Here is a 1,039-nt window from a genome sequence, read left to right as displayed (position 1 = left end):
CTCCGGAGTGTCCCAGAGATTAAAGGGTTTCAAGAACAATTCAAGGATTCGTGTCTGCTAAAAGCCCCATTTTAGAGGGCTTTTCTTTTTGCTCCGTTTTACTAGCGTTTACCTAATTTTACCTGTATTTTAAGAACGCTCCAGTAGACAAAACACATGCAAATGATTAACTAGTGAGGGGGCAAAGTTATGGCTATATATCAACTTTGATAAACCTTGACTAAGTGGTCTGGAATATACTAATATAGACTAATGAAGGCTAGCAAGAGGAATGATAACAAGAAGGATAGTAAAGCGGTCAGTGAGAAGCTAAAAGCTTCTTATATGGCTGATTTGACTTTTTTCCAGAAACAGCTTGAGAGCACTCAAGACCTTTCGCTCTGTTTGCCAATAGCAACTATGTTGAGCTATTTGGACAAATACACTGATGTCACGCCAATCTGCCGTAAGGGGCTGGAAGCATACCCGCACTGCACCCACCTGGAGACACTGCTTGCTGGTGCACTCCTGCAGGCGGGCAACAAGACAGAGGCACAAGAACTGTTAATCAACGTCATAATGGCAGACTCCGATAACTACAAGGCGTTAAAGTTATTAGGTGCGTCATATAAGGACTACGATAAAGAAAAAGCTGTTCAATACTATAAAATGACCTATCTAAAGGCACCAGACGACAAAGAGGTATATTCTATACTAGAAGAGCTTGGTGGTCTGCCTGTGATAGATATCACGTTCACGCCTGTCGCCGCTGTAAGCGAAAAGATTGCAGGCGACAAGGCTGCTATTGAAAGCTCACACGTGCCCGATTATGGTTTTAACACCGAAAAGAAACTTCAAGAAGCGGACAATGCAATGGATGCCGTGCGCAAGGAGTTCAAACTGGGTGGAGGAAAACCGAAAAATGAAGATAAAGAAGATGCTGGTGAGATGTCAATGCCCAGTGAGCCAGTGTTAGTGGGAAACCCGCAGTCTCCTGTAGCAAACGAACCAGTGACGGAGCCGATAAAAGAGGTCGTTTCTGCTGGTTTAGCAGGAACGA

At 44.0% G+C, this 1,039-nt stretch carries 1 protein-coding gene; it reads left to right on the top strand.

What is annotated here, in order from left to right; all coding sequences use genetic code 11:
- Nucleotides 1-252 precede the first annotated feature (252 nt).
- On the top strand, nt 253-1,039 hold a 787-nt coding region (locus AC1MDJ_RS08010), incomplete at its 3' end, for a tetratricopeptide repeat protein (RefSeq protein ID WP_479690391.1).

Source organism: Candidatus Termitispirillum reticulitermitis, assembly GCF_054655775.1.
Note: the sequence above shows the minus strand (reverse complement) of the source record. Positions and strands in the feature narration are given on the sequence as shown.